Genomic DNA, 17098 nt, shown 5'->3' with positions numbered 1-17098 from the left:
AATTTATTGACCATACTGTCTCAAAATTAAGTGTCCGATGGGATTAGACCAGAACATTAAACGGCCTCTTGGCAACATTAGAAACTACACTTACAGTGTCTGAGTCGTAATATTTAATAAATTTATCAGGTATCGCATAAACGATAAAATCGCCGTCATCTTCTTCTAGTTTTTCGTCATATTCTACGGCAAAGAATAATGCAACTAATGGGTTTGTTGTTATGTCCAACAACCTTGTAGGTAAACCGTAATGCTGCATCTTAGTCAGAATTTCAAATGTTGACTTTTGTCCCTTAAATTCGTCAGGATTCCTTATGATAAACTCCTTAAATAACTTGTCTTCACTTTCCAGCCAACCATCTCTATCAATGGATGGCATTACAGTAGGATATAACTTTTTTGACCACGAAAATACAGGCTACATCCTGATTTTTTGGACTTACCAATAAGCTCAAGTAAGCTTGGAATACTATCAATTTCAATCATTTTTATCACTTTTTACGTCACGAAACTCTTATAAGGTATAACGTCTTAGTATTTATGCGCTGCGCTGTTTGCAGGGCATAAATCGCTTGTTGGACTTGGCCGCTGCCACATCCATGTCAATTGGTATAAATGATGCTATAGGAATTTGTTTTTTTGCGGTAGCGGTTTTTTATACAGTTTGGAGGGTAATCACTTGATATCGTTTTTGCTTTCTCATTCTTTTACACTCACTTCTGACTGATTGTTGACCTTGGTTGACAGCATTTTGGCCCCAGATTCAGGCTGACACTCATACCCTATCCCCTCATCGGCTTAACCCCATAAGGCTGGCTGCTTTTCGCTGTCGGTTACGCTACGTCTTGAGGGCGTGGTTATCCTGACATACGTACTGGCTGACCTTGGCTGTTTATCATCACTACCGACTGCGGTCTTATCAACCCAATAAACTGCAAATGACCTAACTGGCATTGCGGACATGACCACAAACAGTCCTTCTTAACCAAAGGACTCGCCAATACCACCTGCGGCTTACGTAGTTGCCGCAGGATGAGCGCCAGCTTTTTGCGGCGGCAAGCATTGGCAAGAAAACCAAAATGTCTCACTCGCATCAGCCCTTTGGGCAACACATGCAGTAAATAACGGCGGATAAACTCATCACAGCTTAGCCACATTTGCTTATGCTGCTGACCGTCACGATAGTCTTTGTAGTTAAAACGGACATGGTCTGCGGTCACTTCTGCAATTCTTGATTCATGCAACATGCCTTTACGGGTATAACGCCCAAGGTATTCCACCACGGTTTCGGCGCGGCTTAGACACGCTTTGCTGTAAACACACCACGGCTTTGCCATTAAGGTTTCAGCCGCTGGAATAGCCAGCTCATGTTGTCGCAGTGCCCGTAATAGCTTAGCCCGATACACGGTGGACAAGGCTTTAACCGGAAACAGATAATCCGTTTTCACGCCATGCCAATCTCCCGCTGACGTCACCACCCCACCAGGGATTAAGCAATGCAAGTGGATATGTTGACTCAAGGTCTGCCCCCACGTGTGCAGCACCATAGTGCAACCCAATTGACCCTGAAGGTGTTTCCGTTTCATGCCAAACTGCGCCAGCGTCTGCCACACCGATTCAAACAACGCGCTATAGAGCGGCTTGGCAGCATAGTGCGCCAAGATGTTCAACTCGTGGGGTAAGGTAAAAACCAAATGGAAATAGCGGCAAGGCAAGACTTGCGCCTGCTGCGTAGCAATCCACGCTTGCGTCTGCCTTCCCTGACAACGAGGGCAATGCCGGTCACCACAGGAGCAACACACCTGCTGCTCATACTGGCAAGTATCACAACGCCAGTGCTGCATCCCTAAGGTTTGCGTGCGACACTGTTGAATATGCTGGCAGACCAAAGCTTGCTGCTCGGTCAGTTTATGCTGCTGTTGATAGTGGGCTAAGTGCTGCTGAAGGATATCGCTTAAATGGTAGGAGGTTGCCATGGCATTCCCCCAAGACTTGCTAGCAAGTCACAGCCTTGATGACCTAATTCCGGCGACCAATGCAAGTAGCGTTCAGTAGACTTGATACTGTGATGCCCAAGCTGAGCCTGTAATTGATGAAGTGGCATACCCGCTTGTAATTGATGGGTTGCATAAGCATGCCTTAGGCTGTGTGGACTGCATGGCTTAGTGATACTCGCTAAGCGGGCCGCCTTCGCTAACGCTTTACGAAAGGTCGACTCATGCAGCGGATAAACCACATCATGATAGGTCGAGGCAAACAACCATTCGACGGGATGATACGCTTGCCAATACTGACGCAACAGGATGAGTAAAGTCGGTGAGAGTATCACCCAGCGGTCGCAGGCACCCTTGCCTTGACACACTTTGAGTAACTGCCGCTGCCCATCGATATCAGCAACCTTAATATGGGTTAACTCACTGACACGCAAACCACAACCATAACACAGCGCCAACATAGCGCGTTGTTTCAGGTTTTGACAGTGGTACAGCAGTGCCGCGATATCTTGGCAACTAAGCAATTGCGGCAGTTTGTGCGGACGTTTCGGTAAACTTAGCTGAATCGTAAAGTCACGTTTTAGGACATGTTCATAGAAAAAATGAATGCCATTAAGCTGTAACTTTAAAGTAGCTCTGGAATGATGCCACTCAAGATTTAAGTAACGGAAATAAGCCGTAAGCTGCTCATCCGTAATGTTATCGAGCGGTTGGTTTGCATAGTGCTGAAGTTGGGTGATGGCATACAAATAAGCGTTACGCGTTCGGGCCGAGTAACCACGTAAACTAATCTCATCATGGAATTGTTGCAGAAGTGATGACATGGTAGACCTCCTAGGTAAGGGATTATCCCTAGGAGTAAGTGTGGAGCAGCGGTTCGCTTTAGGCTCCGCGCAGCGGCTTAGTTCAACAGGCAGTTACAAAGATGTTACTGCGGAGTAAAGGTGCTACGGCTTGTATTTGTGGCATCGAGCATACGTGAAGAGGGAAATAAGGTTCAATACGCCTGCATACGTATGCAAAACATTCAACAGGGAGTACGCTTTAAGCAGTTATGAATTTAATCTTTATTAACATAAGGTTGCACGTCTGAAACTATGATTTTATTAGTGTGTTTTTTACACAAAACCCGACATCAATCCCGTTTTCACCGTATTGAATACGTATGCACAATATTGTGACGCCAAGATTACCGGGAGTAGTATCGTCACCGTTGCATAACAATTTGGTCATAAACGCAGCACTTATGCAGTCTATTAAGCGCCGACATACCAAAAATGCCGTAAAAACAATGCGGTAATAACGATAAAACGCTCTACATAAGCGGTTAAAAGCGACTTCAAGGGGAAGATAGAAATGATGCGATTTAAACCCAGCTTGCTGACCTTAGCATTCGTTGCTGCGGGCGCCAGTATCCACGCCTACGCAGCTGATGCTGCCACAGAAAAAGACGTAAAAGCCAAAGATGCCGAAATTGAAGTGATACAAATTAAAGGCTTCAGAACCAGTGTAATCAAATCGCTCAATGATAAACGTTTTGGCGATACCGTATCTGAATCTATCTCTGCCGATGATCTTGGTGCACTACCCGACCAGTCTATTGCCGACGCTTTGACCCGTTTACCCGGCGTCACCGCGGTACGTACTGGCGGTCAAGCCAGCGGTCTTAATATCCGCGGTCTAGATGGTGATTTTGTGTTTGCCACTCTAAATGGCCATGAACAAGTCACCACTGGCGGTAAACGCGCCATTGAGTTTGACCAATATCCATCAGAATTAATCAGCCAAGCTGCTGTTTATAAATCACCAAAAGCCTCGCTCATTGAGGGTGGCGTTGCGGGTACTGTTGAATTAAAAACCGCTGATCCACTTAAAAGTGACAAAGATCATTCCGTTAATATCAATGCTCGCGGCAGCTTTAACGATCGCGCCGATGAAATCTCCGACGCTGAGCAGTACGGTAATCGTTTAAGCCTCGCCTACCAAGGTAAATTCCTCGAAGATACATTAGGAGTGGCAGTCGGTTATGCTCACTTGTATCAGCCATACGTTGCTAGCCAATTCATTGGCTTACGTTTTAATGATGCTAATGAAGATGTAAACGGTGACGGTGTCAAAGAAGCAATTAGCGAAGGTTTTGAACTACAACAAAAAGGGGGTGACGATACTCGCGATGGTTATATGGCCGCGATTCATTGGCAACCCACTGATAACTTTAGCGTAAAAGGCGATCTTTTCCATTCAAAATTTACCTCGGAGAACTTCGCCCGTGGTTTCCGAGTTAAATCACTGAAAAATGGAACAATTAGTGATGCTGTTGTTGAAAGTGGTTCGATGACAGGCGGTACTGTTTCAACCGATGGTACTGATAACTTTGCCGTTTTCGTAGTTAATGATAACGACTCAAAATACTCAGAACTGACTTCAGGTTCTTTCAATGTTGAGTGGAATAACGGCGGCGCGTTAACGGTTGCAGCCGATGTCAGCTATTCCAAAGCCGATGGGGAATTCGTTAATGGCGGTACCCGCGCAGTGTTATACGACGACATTGGTAATGAAGTCCGTTCAGCAGAATCGGTAACATACAAGCTCAATGGTTTAAGCCCTGCGGATATCAGCTTTGCCAATGATTACACCAATACCGCCACTCTGGGCCTAAAAGAAGTGGGAATGTGGCCATATAATCAGCAAAACGATCTGGTTGCCTACAAACTCGACTTTAACTATGCCTTAGACATGGGCTTTGTTTCATCGGTTGATTTTGGTGTGCGCTACGCTGAGCGCGAGTTCAACGCCCAACGTTCACAAGCAGGCTATGGTTTTGAATATGGTAAAAACCCAAGCAACCAACCTGTTCTTGCCCTTAACGGGGATATGGCAAAAGTTGTTGATTTTGGCGGAGAGTTGTCAGGATATCCAAGCTTCCTTGCCATCGACTTTAACAAAGCGATTGAACTCGTAAATGCGCAGTTGGCCGCGACAGGTCAATCTCCCTTTACCCCAACCGCAAACTGGTCGAATAACTGGACCATGATCCAAAGCGGCGCGGTAAACGAAGATGTATTAGCGGGATATGTGCAAGCAAACTTAGACTTTGATATCGGAGATATCAAAGTCACAGGTAACCTAGGTGTCCGTGTTGTTAATACCGATCAAAGCAGTACCGGCTTACAGCAAGTAGGGTATGGCTTAGGCGAAGCGATTACTGATGAGCTGGGGGTTGTGAGTAAGGATTATATCCGCAATGAAGTCGGTAAAACCTATACCGATTACCTGCCATCACTTAACTTAACCTTCCATTTGACTGAAAACGATCAACTGCGTTTTGCTGCGGCATCAGTGATGTCACGTCCTCCGATTAACAAATTAAAGTCGGGTATGGGTTCTTGGTATGACGATTCGGCGACACCCGGATATAAAAAGTACAATGCATGGGGTAACACCAGTCCGTTGTTAGATCCTTTCTATGCGGATCAATATGACCTATCTTACGAGCACTTCTTTGAAGAATCTGAAGGTGCTGTCGTTGTTGCCTTGTTCTATAAAGATATTAAATCTTTCATTAACGATTTCACTATTCAACCATTCGATTTTGAAGCAAATGGCTTTATCGTACCCGATACCATTATCGACAATGGTGTTGAGTTCCCTGTGATTAAAAATGAAGGTCAATATCAAACGGCAATCAACAACGATAAAGGCGGTTATATCCGTGGTATCGAGTTAGGCTATACCCAAATATTTGATTTCCTACCATCTCCATTGGATGGTTTAGGCTTCACCGGTAGCTATTCATATTCGGACAGTGAGGTGGAATTAACCACCGATTTAAGTGGTTCAAACCTAATTATGCCATTGCCCGGGTAATCCCCCCTCAAATTAACTGACGTCAAAAGTAGAATTTTCTCGTAACATAAACGCAGGAGATTCACTATGAAAACATCAAAATTCACCGATAGCCAAATCATGGCAATCCTTAAACAAGCTGAAGCCGGAACTCCAGTCCCAGAATTGTGCCGCGAACATGGCATGAGCTCAGCGACTTTTTACAAATGGCGAGCCAAATTTGGCGGCATGGATGCGTCATTGATGGCTCGTCTAAAAGAGCTTGAAGCTGAAAATGCTCGACTGAAAAAGATGTATGCCGAAGAGCGGCTAAAGGCCGATGTCATTCAGGAAGCCATGGCAAAAAAGTGGTAAAGCTGTCGCAACGTAAAGCGATGGCTCAGCATGCAGTTGCAAATCGAAAAATCAGTATCCGTTTGGCCTGTGCAGCATTTTGTATCAGCGAAACCTGTTATCGCTACCGGCGCGTTAATGATGACGAAAATGCAGAGATTGCAGAATTTCTTGTTGAATTAACTGAAAAAGAATCGGATTGGGGCTTTGGTCAGTGTTTTAATTACTTACGCAACGTAAAAGGCTTTGCTTGGAACCACAAGCGTGTATACCGAATTTACTGCGAATTAGCGTTAAATCTGCGGATAAAACCGCGCAGAAGGTTAAAACGAAATGCACCAGAGCCGCTGAAAGAGCCAACTAAAGCCAATCAGGTTTGGTCGATAGATTTTATGCATGACCAGTTATCAGATGGACGAAGCTATCGACTGTTCAACGTGATTGATGACTTTAAACGTGAAGGGCTCGCGATTGAAGCAGGTTTTTCATTGCCAACAATGCGGGTGATCCGGACCCTAAATCAGCTACTTGAAGGGCGAACAAAACCAATCGCGATCCGTTGTGACAATGGACCTGAATTTATTAGCCACGAATTTACGGAATGGGCGAAAAAGCATGAGATCAGGATTGATTACATTCAACCTGGCAAGCCACAGCAAAATGCGTACATAGAACGACACAATAAGACCATCAGGTACAGCTGGGTAAGCAAACATTTATTTGATACGCTTGAAGAAGTTCAGGACTATGCCACAAAATGGTTATGGTTTTACAATCATGAACGGCCGCACAAAGCCAATGGCGGAAAGCCGCCATTGATGGTTGCATGAACTCTACTTTTAACTTCGGTTAAAAATGGGAGGATTACCCCCGGACTATCAGAAGACGTGCTCAATACCACACTGTTCTACACACTGGATGGCTTCGATACCCGTGTAAGCATGAGATATCGCAGTGATTATGTTTCAGATCTAATGTCAGTTGAGCCGCAATTAGTATTCTTCGAGGCGGAAACGATTGTGGACTATCAGGCATCTTACGCGCTGGATAACGGCCTTAAGTTCCTGTTCCAAATAAATAATTTAACTGACGAACCTGATAAAACCCACTATGGCGAAGAGCACCAAACCGGTACTATTCAATACTTTGGTAGACAATATTTCCTTGGTTTAAATTACTCTCTGTAAGTCATTGTTAAAAAGCCTGCTTCTATAATGAAGCAGGCTTTTCTTTTTCATTCTTTCGACTAGTGAGGTGGCATGCAGCAATTTATGTAGAAAGCCACATAATAAAAGGCCCGCCGTATGATACGTTACAGACTACTCTTCGTCCTTGTTTTATCAGCATGTTGTCTGAAATACTCCACCGCACTCGCCGTCGACAACAGCGTCACCAACACAGAATCAATCCATATCGAGCCCCTATCTTGGTGGGCAGGGATGCATAATCCTAAGCTGCAATTGATGCTTCACAGCAATACCCGGCTTACTGTAAATACTGGGCTTAAGGTTGAAATTGCAGGCCTAAATGTTCATTTTGTAGGTATTGAACATACTAGGGCGTGTTGACGTTTCGAGATTAAATTTTGTTCGTTCTGGCAAGTTCGTGCTCGCGAAACGAGGAATGATGTGTAGTTATTCTACTCAAATGACGAGTGACAAAGAGCAAGGGCTTGCCAGACGAACCCTTCGGGCAGCATTTGGCTGGCTTTTCTGCCGCGTTATCGTCCGTTTATGTAGAATAACTACACTGCACGGACTTTGCCTTGCATAAAAGCCTGCCAAATTGCTGCAAAAATAACCCTGAAACGTCAACACGCCCTAATAATCAACATTATTTTTTTATCAATCTAGACTTGAGCCAAACCAAACACCAGACCTTTGACATCCGCATTTTTGATGGCGACAACTTGCTCTATCAATTGCCATACACCTTAGCCGCTCGTAAAGAAGGCAGCCGTGAGCGCCAAGGCTTTAGTAATAAGGATGTGATTTACCTAATCACCCCTGACAGGTTCGCCAATGGCAACCCAGGCAATGACAATAAAGCAGATATGATTGAGCAGGCAGCTCCTGAAAATTTCGATGCGTAGCCAAACATGCCGCAGCAGAGCATGCTTGTTACCAAGCCGATGCGAATAAAGTGATGGTGATCTACAACAAAAACAGCCAAGCACAGACGTTGGATTTAAACCGCTTTAACAGTGTATTAGCTGATAACTCTTCAGCCATCTCAATATTAACAGGGAATAAGCTTAAGCTGGATCAATCATTTGCCCAACCCCATGCTGGCATCATGCTGCTTGAGCTTAAAACAAATAACAGATACTCAATAGCAACACCTAAGCGTACACAGTCAATGCTTAACACGGCTGCCAAACCATAGTTTGACAGCCAAACGCAGTAAAGGAACCTAGGTTGAATTTTTTATTATCAAACATCAGCAAACGTTGCCCTTATCCTTGGAAACAAGGATTAACCCTACTGGCCTTTAGTAGCATAACCGCCTGTGATGCAATGGCCGCGCAATTAATGACGATTCAAGCGACTGCTTCACAAACAACGGCTTTACAAGCAATCGTTTCTAAAACAATGCCTTCAAATCTAAATACAGCCGAAGCAGATACCAGTCTTGCCCAAAACAGCACTGAGCAAACCGACAGCTTTAAACCTGTGGTTTATCAGATTTTTACTCGTCTCTATGGCAATAAGAATCCCACTAATAACCCCTGGGGTACCATTAGCGAAAACGGCGTGGGAAAATTTAATGATATAGATGACAGCGCCCTCAAAAGCATCAAAGCCTTAGGCGTTACCCATGTGTGGTACACGGGCGTGCCCCACCACGCCTTAATTGCCGATTACAGTGTAATTGGCGTAAGCAGCGATGATCCCGATGTGGTCAAAGGACGAGCGGGTTCGCCCTATGCAGTTAAAGATTATTACAACGTAAACCCCGATTTAGCGATCAATCCAGCGAAGCGTTTACAGGAGTTTCAGGCACTTATCGAGCGTACCCACAAGCAAGGCTTAAAGGTGATTATCGATATAGTACCTAACCATGTAGCGCGTAATTATCATTCTGTCACTAAGCCGCAAGGCGTACGCGACTTTGGCGAGGACGATATTCAAACCGTAGAATATGCAAAGCATAATAACTTTTACTATGTGATTGATAATAATCAAGTTCATGGTTTTGAGGTGCCAGATTTACCCAAAAGCCTTAAACCCTTAGATGGCGAATCGCATCCCCTGAGTAATGGTCAATTTAAGGAGATCCCCGCCAAATGGACGGGCAACGGCTCACGCCTCGCTAAACCCGATATGAACGACTGGTATGAAACCGTAAAAATCAATTACGGTGTCCGCCCCGATGGCAGCCATGATTTCCCAGCACTTCCGCCACGCTATGCCACACTCAGCGCCGAGCAGCACTATGCTTTTTGGCAGCAACATAACCATGAATTACCTAACTCTTGGATCAAGTTCAATCAAATTTCCCAGTATTGGTTAGCGATGGGGGTTGATGGATTTCGTTACGATATGGCCGAAATGGTGCCAGTCGAGTTTTGGAGCTATTTAAATAGTCATATAAAACATAGTTATCCCGATGCCTTTATCTTAGCCGAGGTCTACAATCCTGCGTTGTATAGCGACTATATTCAACTCGGTAAAATGGATTACCTCTACGACAAGGTCGATCTTTACGATACCCTCAAAGCCATTATGGCAGGGCAAAAAAGTACCGAGCTGATCGCCGCAGACCAAGCCAAAGTGCAAGATATCGGCTCGCATATGCTGCATTTTTTAGAAAACCACGACGAACAGCGCATCGCCAATGCCGCCTTTTTAGGCACCTTAAGTGGTAATGCCTCAACGGATGCGGTCGATCCCCGCTACGCCCTGCCCGCCATGGTGGTGTCAGCAACCTTGAGTACATCACCCACCTTGATTTATTTCGGCCAAGAAGTGGGAGAAGCGGCGACGCAAAACCTAGGCTTTGGCCATGCTTCGCGCACCAGTATTTTTGATTATGCGGGCGTCCCCGCCCATCAGCGCTGGATGAATAAAGGTAAATTTGATGGCGGCCAATCAACGGCAACGGAACTCGCTTTGCGGGCATATTACCAAAAATTGCTTAATCTCAGCACAGGCAAAAATGCGCCCGCACTCTTAGGGCAATATTACTCGCTTGATGCCGCCAACCGCAGTGCAAGACCTTCCACAATGGATTCTCATGGCAGCGCAACCGGTTATGATGACAGCACCTTTGCCTTTGTTCGCTTTGAGGCAAATTCGACCAATAAAATGGGCCAGAAGCTGATTATTGTCAGTAACTTTAGTCAAGTCCAAGCAAAATCGTTATTCCTTAAACTGCCCAAATCACTGATTGAGCAATGGCAGTTAACCGATGCGACCTATCAGCTTAAGGATTTACTGGAGGACAATGCGGCGCAGTTGATTGTCAAACAAGGTGAAGGACACATTCAGGTGCAATTTGCACCACTCTCCTCTGCCATCTTTGAACTCGCCAATTAGCCAGCTAGATTCGTAAGCTAAAAGACCCAAAGTTAGCACCAGAGTCGCACTCAGTTGTGACTCTGGCTTTTTTAAACGAGTTAGTTTTAAGTGAGTTCAATAGGATAGAGGAAAACCATGTTACTCGGCATTCACCATGCAGCGATTATTTGCAGTGACTATCAAAAGTCCAAACATTTTTATGTGACTATTCTTGGCCTTACCGTGCTTGCAGAACATTACCGTGAGGATCGCCAATCCTACAAACTTGATTTACAACTGCCCGATAAGAGTCAAATTGAGTTGTTTTCCTTCGAAAATCCCCCAAAGCGCCCAAGCTATCCCGAAGCCTGCGGTCTTAGGCATCTCGCCTTTCGCGTCGTCTCGATTGAAGTCGCGATTAAACATCTTATTGCCCATCATATCGCCGTCGAACCCGCCCGTATCGACGAATACACAGGCAAAAAGTTCACCTTCTTTAGCGATCCAGACGGCTTACCCTTAGAGTTATATGAGCTATAGCGCGAGTGAAGTCAGACAACATCGCTCCGAATAAGATGAATAATGCTTAGGGCGTGTTGACGTTTCAGGGTTATTTTTGCAACAATTTGGCTGGCTTTTATGCAAGGCAAAGTCCGTGCAGTGTAGTTATTCTACATAAACGGACGATAACGCGGCAGAAAAGCCAGCCAAATGCTGCCCGAAGGGTTCGTCTGGCAAGCCCTTGCTCTTTGTCACTCGTCATTTGAGTAGAATAACTACACATCATTCCTCGTTTCGCGAGCACGAACTTGCCAGAACGAACAAAATTTAATCTCGAAACGTCAACACGCCCTAGTAACGCCAAGGGATATTTAGCAGTAGACTCAATCAAAGAGTAAATCTGGCACTTGTTTCTGTAACAAAATCCACATTAATCTTGCGAGTCTGTGGGCGGTGGCAACCACCGTTGTGCAGATACTTTTACGGCTTCTTAATTGAGTTATCCACTGATTTAAATCGTTATTTTTCTTGCTGGCATGGCTGACTACCGTTCTGGCACCATGGATAAGCTGTTTGCGTAAATACACTCTTGTTGCCTGAAGCGAATTGTTTGGGGGTCAGCCCTAACCAGACTGCCAGTTCTTTCGGGCTGTTAAAGGCTTGCCCTGCACCAATTGAAGCAACAAACGCTGAAGCGATAATCGGGCCTACATCTGGGATACTTAATAAAATCCTGCCATTGGGGTCACGCTCGACTAACTGTTTTATCAGCTGATTAATTAGGCCGCTGTGCACCATCATTGATGACATTCAACATTGCCCGCTCAAACGCACTATGGCCCTGAGGAATGTAAATACCAAAATCAACCAATACGCCACGAATTTGATTGGTGCAGGCGATACGTTGTTTTACCAAGCGCTCCCTGACGCGGTGCAGCATCAATATTTCTTGTTGTGCTTCGGTTTTAACTGGCACGAAGCGAAGATTGGGCCTAAAGCTGGCTTCATAAATTGCCATGGCATCATTTTTATTGTTCTTGCTGCCGCGGACAAAGGGGGTAACGTGCAGAGCGGGGATGAGCTTAACGCAGTGCCCCATGGCAAGAAACTTACGTCCCCAATAATGGAGGAATAACACGCCTCAAAGACCACATCGCAGACAGGCTGCTGCGACATAAATTCGCTCAATTGGGCACGATTTAAGCGCTGGCTGAATACTTGTTTGGCGTGTTTATCCATCCCCAATACTTGAAATACATTTTTTGCCAAATCGATCGCAATAGTGCTAGCTTTCATAATGGATGCTCCTTAAGTAACTGTATGGTTCAACATCAGTTTGGCGCATTGACGCCGTATTAGGGAGCGTCCATCTCATCATTCATTTTAGATGAATGACATAATGCACTTTCAGTTTACCTACAACAACCTACTCTGGCTCAAATGGTTTGAACGAGTTATTAATAACTCAGTTGTTGTATCCCTGCACATTACTTCAATGCATTTTTTCCCCACACATTGCTGCATGTTGATAATAGAATGCCATAACTCACCTATTCTGTGGACTATAGGAATCTCACTAAGCCGATTGATTTCGCAGTAAAAGCCACTGGCTAAGCGCAGCATATTCCGCCATAGTGGTAGAGCTAATGACCTCATCTATGCGCAAGGAGTCTCCCGTGGCACATTCTGGTTTAAGCCAACTATTACAACAACTTGAACAGGTTTTATTGGGCAAGCCACGGCAAATTCGCTTAGCCCTCGCCTGTATTCTCGCCCGTGGGCACCTGTTAATTGAAGATTTACCCGGTATGGGCAAAACCAGCTTGTCCCATGCCCTCGCACAGAGCCTAGGCTTAAGTTATCAACGCATTCAATTTACCAGTGATATGCTGCCCGCCGATATTCTCGGGGTCTCGATTTTTGATAAACACCAAGCGCAATTTGTGTTTCATCCCGGGCCGATTTTTAAGCAGATGGTGCTGGCCGATGAGATTAACCGCGCCAGTCCTAAGACGCAAAGCGCGCTGCTCGAGGCCATGGCCGAGCAGCAAATTTCTGTCGATGGTATAACCCACAGATTGCCCAATCCATTTTTTGTGATTGCTACGCAAAACCCGACTGAGCAATCTGGCACCTTCCCACTGCCCGAATCTCAGCTCGACCGCTTTATGATGCGGATTTCCATTGGTTATCCTAGCCACGATGCCGAGCTTGCGATGCTTAAATCAGTGCAAACGCCGCAAACCCTCGATAATCTGCCGCAATGTTTAACCCCAATGGCGTTAACCCAATTGCAGGAGCAATGCGATAAGGTCACCGCATCCGATGCGCTGCTTAATTATATTTTGGCCTTAATCCATACTTCTCGCAGCCAAACGGACGCCATTGGCCTGTCGCCACGGGCAACCAAAGCCCTGTTGCAAGCGGCCAAGGCTTGGGCATTTTTAGAAGGTAGGCACTATTTAGTACCCGAAGATGTGCAGGCGGTATTTTGCAGCGTCGCCGAACATCGACTGCGCACCAGCAGCCAATTGCAGGGGGAAGCGCTCTCGGAGCGGATCCTCGCAGGTGTGAATCCGATCATGTAACGGCTCAATCAGCCATTAAATGTGAATATTGAAAAGAAGATGAGGACAGTGTGAAACGCGTGTTTTCTGCTTTTTGGCAGCGCTGGTTGGCAAGGCGCATGCCGCCCAGTTCTGAGTTCACCTTAAGCCATCGCAGTATCTTTATTCTGCCCAGTGGCTTTGGGTTTGTTTGGCTGGGTCTGGTATTGCTACTGTACTTGTTTGGTACTAACTATCAGAACAATCTGGTGATTGGCCTGAGTATTTTGCTGCTCAGCTTATTCAATACCTGCATTCTCTATAGTTACAAAAACTTGGCTGGACTGCGACTACGGGCACTCACGCCGCCGGAGGTGTATGCGGGCGAGACGATCACTTTTCCTATTTTGCTTAACTCAAACCACAGCAGTCATCATATCAGCCTAAATTATCCGAATAATTTAGGTTATTTAGTCAAACACGTTGGCACGCAGGACGAGCAAGCGCTAGTGTCGTTTGCAAATCAACAGCGTGGAATAGTCTCCGCTAGACGGCTGAAGATTGAATCCACCTACCCTTTAGGACTCTGCCGTGCTTGGTCGCATATCGACCTTGATAACGCCCATATTGTCTATGCCCAGCCGCTTGAAAGCCCCTTACAACTTGAAGCCGCAACGGAATCCGGACAGGACGAACCGCTTGAGCGGGCAGGCAAATATATTGCTGGCATTGATGAATATAAAGGCCTTAAACCCCATGTGCTCGGTGAGTCATTAAAGCAAGTGGCATGGAAGCAATGGGCCCAAGGGCGTGGCATGTTAACTAAGGAGTTTGAACAGCCTCAAGGTGATCCGGTATGGTTAAAATTAGCCCCTGATCCTACGCACCTCGAACAGCAGCTCAGCCAATTAAGCTGGCAGGTGAACCGCTTAAGTCAGCTTGAGCAATATTTTGGCCTTTGGCTGCAACAGCCTGATGGGGAAGATATTATTCTTGCGCCCGCCCTCGGTAACTCGCACCGAATCGCCTGCCAACGGGCGCTGGCGCTCTACGGAGCACATACCCAAACCCCAGATAAAAGCGATAAATCCTCTGTCAATCATGGGTTTAGTCATAAGCCAAATATTCCTCCCCACAGGCATAGCACTCAAACAGCCTCAGATGTTGAGGATCGCCTATGAGCCTCAAATCAATGACCAGTGCAATGACCACGGAAAGTGCAGATCAACAGCCTCTTAATTCACCCAAGGCGAGTGCAGCTCAGCTAAATGCCTATCGCGCTAATGGACCTCAAACTGGGGATAATATCAGTCGCCAAACCCTGTTTTGGCTACTGCTCACCAATTTAGCGGTGCTCAGCCCATTATTTGATAAAACCACCCCTTGGACCCTTGGGATCTGCGCCATTTGCTTGCTGTGGCGCATTGGTATCTATGTCGGCAAAGTCGCTAAACCTCCCCGTTATCTTGTCACAAGCCTTGCTGTCGGCGCGGCAATCACGCTGGCACTGGTCTCGGGCACAATTGGGCTATTAAACGCCTTAGTCAACCTGCTCATTTTAGGTTATGCATTAAAATACATTGAGATGCGAAGTGTTAGGGATGTAAGGGCCGTCGTGATTGTCGGCTATTTTCTAATTGCCCTCACCTTTATTGACCACCAATCCATGCTCAATACCGTGCACCTTATTGGCGTCACGATTATCAATACCTGCGTATTGGTCACCCTCTACCAAAGCCAACATCGCTGGCAACACACGGCATGGATTGGCGCTAAATTATTGCTGCAAAGTATGCCCTTAGCGTTATTACTTTTTTTGGTACTGCCCCGTTTTGCACCGCTTTGGCTTGTGCCCAATATGAAGGAAGCCCAAACCGGGCTGTCGGACTCCCTTGCCGTGGGCGATATCAGTAAACTCACTCGCTCATCGGCCTTGGCATTTAGGGTGAGTTTTACCGATGCCAGCCCTACCCAAGCCGAACTCTACTGGCGCGCCCTAGTGCTGGAAGATTATGACGGCTTAACATGGCGCCAAGATGCGGGTATCAAACAAATTCAAAAGGATGCGTTTTTCTTTCCGCCCTCAAGGCCAGATCCTGCGCGGCAGTTGCCCTCGTTAACGCCAAAAACACAAAACAGTACCAGCAATAGCCAACCAAGGGTTTACCGTTACCAAGTGATTGCCGAACCCAGTCATCAACCTTGGCTATTTGGCCTTGATGTGGCCTACAGCCAAGATGATAAGCTGGTGAATTTGCCCGACTATCGGCTCTATGCGCTGCGTAATGTCGATCAACGAATGGGCTACAATGCCAGTTCGTGGCCACAGGCGAAAATGGATCTCACCTTAAGTGCCAAACAGCGACAAATAAACCTCAATCTGCCAGCGGACAGCAATCCCCGAGCGCGCCAACTCGCCGATGAATTTAAGGCTAAATACCCAGAACCCCATAAGCGACTTTGGGCCATGATGGGCTATTTTAATCAACAGCCGTTCTTCTATACCCTCACGCCCCCACCGATTGGACGGCAGCAAGTCGATGACTTTCTGTTTGAAAACAAAGCAGGGTTTTGCGCCCACTATGCCTCTGCCTTCATTTTTATGGCGCGCGCCAGCGGCATTCCGGCACGGATGGTGACAGGCTATCAAGGAGGCGAATACAACCCACAGGCCGATTACCTCAGCGTGTATCAATACATGGCCCACGCTTGGGCCGAGGTGTGGCTCGAAAATGAAGGCTGGGTGCGTTTTGATCCGACCGCCATGGTAGCACCTAATCGGATTGAGCAAGGCTTTGATGCCGAGTTTTCCCCTGAGCAAAGTTACCTGCAAGAAAGCCCTTTTAGCAGTTTACGATTTAAATCTATGCCTTGGCTCAATGAGTTGAGGCAACGCTTTGCTAGCGTTGATTATTACTGGAGCTTATGGGTGCTCGGTTTTAATCAAGAACGGCAAAACAAAGTGCTAAGCGGTATTTTAGGGGATGTCACTAAGGCCAAAGTCGCGATGTTTATGAGTGTGTGTATTGGGCTTATTGGCCTCTATATCGCCTACAGCGTGGGGCTATTTCGCTTTAAAAGGGAACAAGATCCCATCAGCGCTAAGTACCAACGCATTTGCCAGCGACTCAGTAAATTTGGCATCGCCCGCCCAGCCCACTTAGGCCCGAACGCCTTTGCAGCGCAGCTTATTGACACACACCAGCAGCAATCCCCTCAGTTTTGTCGTGAGTTTGACACGTTCACCCAAAGCTACGTCGCACTGAAATACCAAAACCTTGCGGATAACGACTATCAAGTGGCGCTAAAGCGCTTTAATGCCGCGGCCAAAGCCCTCAACTGGCTGCTATTTGGCCCAAGCAAACAGTTAAAATAGATA

The 17098-nt window shown here is 46.3% G+C and carries 11 protein-coding genes and 4 pseudogenes; 11 read left to right on the top strand and 4 right to left on the bottom strand.

Translation table 11 applies throughout. From position 1 onward, the window contains the following. Positions 1-43: 43 nt before the first annotated feature. From SO_RS09965 to SO_RS09950, 3 genes are all read right to left on the bottom strand, one after another. On the bottom strand, positions 44-379 hold the full coding sequence (locus SO_RS09965) for an FRG domain-containing protein (RefSeq protein ID WP_164925693.1): 336 nt from the start codon (positions 377-379) through the stop codon (positions 44-46). A gap of 478 nt (positions 380-857) precedes the next feature. After that, positions 858-1976: an IS91-like element ISSod25 family transposase gene (locus tag SO_RS09955; protein ID WP_011071694.1), complete on the bottom strand. Its 1119-nt coding sequence runs from the start codon at positions 1974-1976 to the stop codon at positions 858-860. After that, complete coding sequence (locus SO_RS09950) at positions 1955-2818, bottom strand: tyrosine-type recombinase/integrase (RefSeq protein ID WP_011072208.1); 864 nt, start codon at positions 2816-2818, stop codon at positions 1955-1957. The genes SO_RS09955 and SO_RS09950 overlap by 22 nt, the downstream gene beginning before the upstream one ends. A 532-nt stretch (positions 2819-3350) precedes the next feature. Here SO_RS09950 and SO_RS09945 point away from each other — a divergent pair. From SO_RS09945 to gloA2, 8 genes and pseudogenes are all read left to right on the top strand, one after another. Further along, complete coding sequence (locus SO_RS09945) at positions 3351-5861, top strand: TonB-dependent receptor (protein ID WP_238560578.1); 2511 nt, start codon at positions 3351-3353, stop codon at positions 5859-5861. Between the two features lie 66 nt (positions 5862-5927). Next, a protein-coding gene (locus SO_RS09940) for an IS3-like element ISSod2 family transposase (RefSeq protein ID WP_164925630.1) occupies positions 5928-7003 on the top strand; the annotation gives its coding sequence in 2 pieces (ribosomal slippage) (positions 5928-6180 and positions 6180-7003; 1077 coding nt in all). 39 nt (positions 7004-7042) lie between these two features. Then, positions 7043-7360 (top strand): annotated as a pseudogene (locus tag SO_RS09935) (TonB-dependent receptor); the annotation flags it as partial. A 117-nt stretch (positions 7361-7477) separates the two neighbouring features. Continuing rightward, positions 7478-7741, top strand: coding sequence for a cyclomaltodextrinase N-terminal domain-containing protein (locus SO_RS23500; protein WP_367303087.1), 264 nt, complete (start codon positions 7478-7480; stop codon positions 7739-7741). Positions 7742-7995: 254 nt separating this feature from the next. Continuing rightward, positions 7996-8244, top strand: a pseudogene (locus tag SO_RS09925) (glycoside hydrolase family 13 protein); the annotation flags it as partial. Positions 8245-8312: 68 nt separating this feature from the next. Further along, positions 8313-8558 (top strand): annotated as a pseudogene (locus tag SO_RS23495) (cyclomaltodextrinase C-terminal domain-containing protein); the annotation flags it as partial. A 32-nt stretch (positions 8559-8590) separates the two neighbouring features. Next, positions 8591-10711: an alpha-amylase family protein gene (locus tag SO_RS09915; RefSeq protein ID WP_011072207.1), complete on the top strand. Its 2121-nt coding sequence runs from the start codon at positions 8591-8593 to the stop codon at positions 10709-10711. 117 nt (positions 10712-10828) lie between these two features. Then, complete coding sequence (gloA2, locus tag SO_RS09910; RefSeq protein WP_011072206.1) at positions 10829-11212, top strand: SMU1112c/YaeR family gloxylase I-like metalloprotein; 384 nt, start codon at positions 10829-10831, stop codon at positions 11210-11212. A gap of 344 nt (positions 11213-11556) precedes the next feature. On the opposite strand, the pseudogene SO_RS09905 reads toward gloA2, so the two are convergent. Then, positions 11557-12469 (bottom strand): annotated as a pseudogene (locus tag SO_RS09905) (IS110 family RNA-guided transposase). A 380-nt stretch (positions 12470-12849) separates the two neighbouring features. On the opposite strand from SO_RS09905, the gene SO_RS09900 reads away from it, so the two are divergent. The 3 genes from SO_RS09900 to SO_RS09890 are packed head-to-tail and all read left to right on the top strand — an operon-like array spanning position 12850 to position 17095. Next, positions 12850-13761, top strand: a complete 912-nt coding sequence (locus tag SO_RS09900; RefSeq protein WP_011072205.1) for an AAA family ATPase — start codon at positions 12850-12852, stop codon at positions 13759-13761. A 50-nt stretch (positions 13762-13811) separates the two neighbouring features. Then, entirely contained in the window at positions 13812-14900 is a 1089-nt protein-coding gene (locus SO_RS09895) for a DUF58 domain-containing protein (RefSeq protein WP_011072204.1), read from the top strand. 23 nt (positions 14901-14923) lie between these two features. Continuing rightward, entirely contained in the window at positions 14924-17095 is a 2172-nt protein-coding gene (locus SO_RS09890; RefSeq protein ID WP_164925867.1) for a transglutaminase TgpA family protein, read from the top strand. Positions 17096-17098: the final 3 nt, after the last annotated feature.

It is taken from the genome of Shewanella oneidensis MR-1, from assembly GCF_000146165.2.
GTDB lineage: Bacteria > Pseudomonadota > Gammaproteobacteria > Enterobacterales > Shewanellaceae > Shewanella > Shewanella oneidensis.
This window is presented reverse-complemented; position numbering and strand designations above follow the sequence as displayed.

Bases quoted from the DNA above. Each gene is read 5' to 3' on its own strand.
- gloA2 (WP_011072206.1), top strand. From the start codon at position 10,829: ATGTTACTCGGCATTCACCATGCAGCGATTATTTGCAGTGACTATCAA.
- SO_RS09955 (WP_011071694.1), bottom strand. From the start codon at position 1,976: ATGGCAACCTCCTACCATTTAAGCGATATCCTTCAGCAGCACTTAGCC.
- SO_RS23500 (WP_367303087.1), top strand. From the start codon at position 7,478: ATGATACGTTACAGACTACTCTTCGTCCTTGTTTTATCAGCATGTTGT.
- SO_RS09965 (WP_164925693.1), bottom strand. From the start codon at position 379: ATGCCATCCATTGATAGAGATGGTTGGCTGGAAAGTGAAGACAAGTTA.
- SO_RS09950 (WP_011072208.1), bottom strand. From the start codon at position 2,818: ATGTCATCACTTCTGCAACAATTCCATGATGAGATTAGTTTACGTGGT.
- SO_RS09890 (WP_164925867.1), top strand. From the start codon at position 14,924: ATGACCACGGAAAGTGCAGATCAACAGCCTCTTAATTCACCCAAGGCG.
- SO_RS09945 (WP_238560578.1), top strand. From the start codon at position 3,351: ATGATGCGATTTAAACCCAGCTTGCTGACCTTAGCATTCGTTGCTGCG.